Genomic DNA, 2,378 nt, shown 5'->3' with positions numbered 1-2,378 from the left:
ACCACGATCGACGTGATGACGCTGATGCGCTTCGTTCCGCCGAAGATGACGGCGGCGGTCATCACGGCGAGCACGATGCCCGACGCGATGGCGGCCTTCGGCATGGCCTCGCCAGGCAGGTAGTACTCAAGCGCGCTCGTGGCGTTGAACGCTTGCAGGCCGTTGAAGCCGAAAGCGAAGCACAAGATCAGCAGCACGGAGAACAGCACGCCGAGCCCGCGGCTGCCGAGTGCTTGGTGGATGTAGTATGCGGGGCCACCGCGGAACTCGCCGTCCTTGCCGCGAACCTTCCAGATCTGCGCGAGTGTGGACTCGATGAACGCGGATGCCGCGCCCACGATGGCCATAAGCCCCATCCAGAACACAGCACCCGGGCCGCCGGTGGCAAGTGCGGTGGCGACGCCTGCGATGTTGCCTGTGCCCACGCGGCTCGCAGTCGATACCATGAGCGCCTGGAACGACGAGATGGAGCGTTTTCCTTCGACATGCTTCTTCTCGGTGATCTGGGTGAACATGTCTTTGATGTAGCGGATCTGCACCGCCTTGGTGCGGATGGTGTAGTAGATGCCCACGATGACGAGCAGGGCGAGCAAGATGTAGGTGTACAGAAAACCGTCGATCTGGCCGCTAACGTCGATGAGCCATGTGTTGAAGTCCATAGGTGCCTTTCCCCTGATAATCCCAACCAAGATTGCGCGTGGGCTTGGTTGCCGTCGCGCAATGCAAATTTACATAATACTGCAATTTCGCGAGAAAGTATGCGACGACATCAGGTGTTTTGCCGTAGCGAATAGGCACACCGCGCGAACTGTGCGCAAGACGCATGCGATAGCCTGCGCGCTTTGCTCCAGTGATTCAACTTTAAAATAGAGGCACTTTCCCCCGTAGAAAGTCTTCGAGGGGAGTATTCCGATCGCCAACAATCATCGGGCTCGCCTTCGGATAGGCTTTGCAGAATGCGCCCATGCCGCTTTTGCTTACGCGCCCGCTTTTCACCTCTATTGCGGTGATATCTCGCGCTCGCCTTAGGACGAAATCAACTTCCAAGTCGCCATCGCGCCACCAGTAAAGGTCGAAGCCGTCTATCGCCGAGCGTGCGATAAGGTATGCGCCGACCGCCGTTTCAACGAGATGTCCGTAGAGATCCGGGTCTTCGAGGAGGCTTCCCTTTCCGTGCCACATCGAGGTCATGAGTGCGGGGTCGTGAACCATCAACCGTGGCGAAGAGGCTTTTGCCCTTATAGGCTTGTCGTCAAACTTCTGTAGGCCACTTATCATTCCTGCTCCTGACAGGAGGTCGAGGTAGTGCTTGATGGTGTCGGTGTTGCCCTTGCCGTCGAGCTGGCCGAGTATCTTTCGATACGACAGCTCTTGCGCAGAGTATTGCGCTCCGAGCTCGAAAAGTGCGCGCATCAACGCAGGCTTTCTTACGTTTTCCATCTGTAAAACGTCTCGCGAAATCGTCGACTCGACGATGGAGTCTCGCATGTATTCGCGCCAGCGATCTTCGTCGCTCTTAAGGATCGCGGCACCAGGGTATCCGCCGAATTCGAGATAGTCGGAAAGGTTGTAGCCGAACGCTTCGGACATTTCGGACAGGCTCCAATGCGTTGAACGCAGAAGCTCATATCTTCCTGCCAGCGACTCGGAAAGACCACTGCCGATAAGCAAGCTTGATGAGCCTGATAGAATCACCAAAAGCGGAGCATCGTTCCAACTATCCTCATCCCACAGCCGCTTGACGGTTTGCGACCACTGGGCGACTTTCTGTATTTCGTCAAGGACGAGTACCGCTTTTGTGCCACGCTCTGCCATGTTTCTCGCTTGGCGCCATTCCAGTTCGATCCAATCGGCTCCTAGCTCGATTGCGCTGTCCGCGCTCGCAACTCGAACAGGCAATCCCGTCGCTTTGACGGCCTGTTTGATTGCCGTGGTTTTGCCGGTCTGCCGAGGCCCCATAACGACTTGGATGAACGAGCGAGGCTCGCGGAGTCGTTCTTCGAGTGTTCGCGATAGCTCTCTCCTGAACATATTCATCCTATCTATCATTTTTGCTAGCTAAATCTAGCAAAAATGATAGCCTTACCTATCAAAAATGAAAAGAGGGGATTCGACTTAGCTTATTGTTGAATATGCCTAAAGTCGAGCGTTCGGAGGCGCAGCGCAATCGGTGTTATTCTCCTCGCAGCACGGCGTGGGCCTCCGAAAATTTTTGAGACGCGGTGCCGGGGAGCGATTCCCCATGCAAGCCTCGCTGAAAACGTCTTGTCGGGGACAAAAATCGTCGATATGTGAGTCGGTATCCGGCGACAAGGAGGACTCTTCTCTCTTCGCTCTACGTTTGCCCAGGTCGGAATTGATGGGAGAAAGTTAGTAGT

At 55.7% G+C, this 2,378-nt stretch carries 2 protein-coding genes; both read right to left on the bottom strand.

Annotation, left to right across the window (positions count from 1 at the left end; translation table 11 throughout):
• The coding region (locus tag Q0I65_RS09620) for an alanine:cation symporter family protein (RefSeq protein WP_296062930.1) at nucleotides 1–659 on the bottom strand (659 nt) is incomplete at its 3' end.
• 202 nt (nucleotides 660–861) lie between these two features.
• On the bottom strand, nucleotides 862–2,031 hold the full coding sequence (locus Q0I65_RS09615) for an ATP-binding protein (RefSeq protein ID WP_296062928.1): 1,170 nt from the start codon (nucleotides 2,029–2,031) through the stop codon (nucleotides 862–864).
• Between the last annotated feature and the right edge of the window lie 347 nt (nucleotides 2,032–2,378).

It is taken from the genome of uncultured Ellagibacter sp., from assembly GCF_934643285.1.
Lineage (GTDB): Bacteria > Actinomycetota > Coriobacteriia > Coriobacteriales > Eggerthellaceae > Ellagibacter.
This window is presented reverse-complemented; position numbering and strand designations above follow the sequence as displayed.

Bases quoted from the DNA above. Each gene is read 5' to 3' on its own strand.
- Q0I65_RS09615 (WP_296062928.1), bottom strand. From the start codon at position 2,031: ATGTTCAGGAGAGAGCTATCGCGAACACTCGAAGAACGACTCCGCGAG.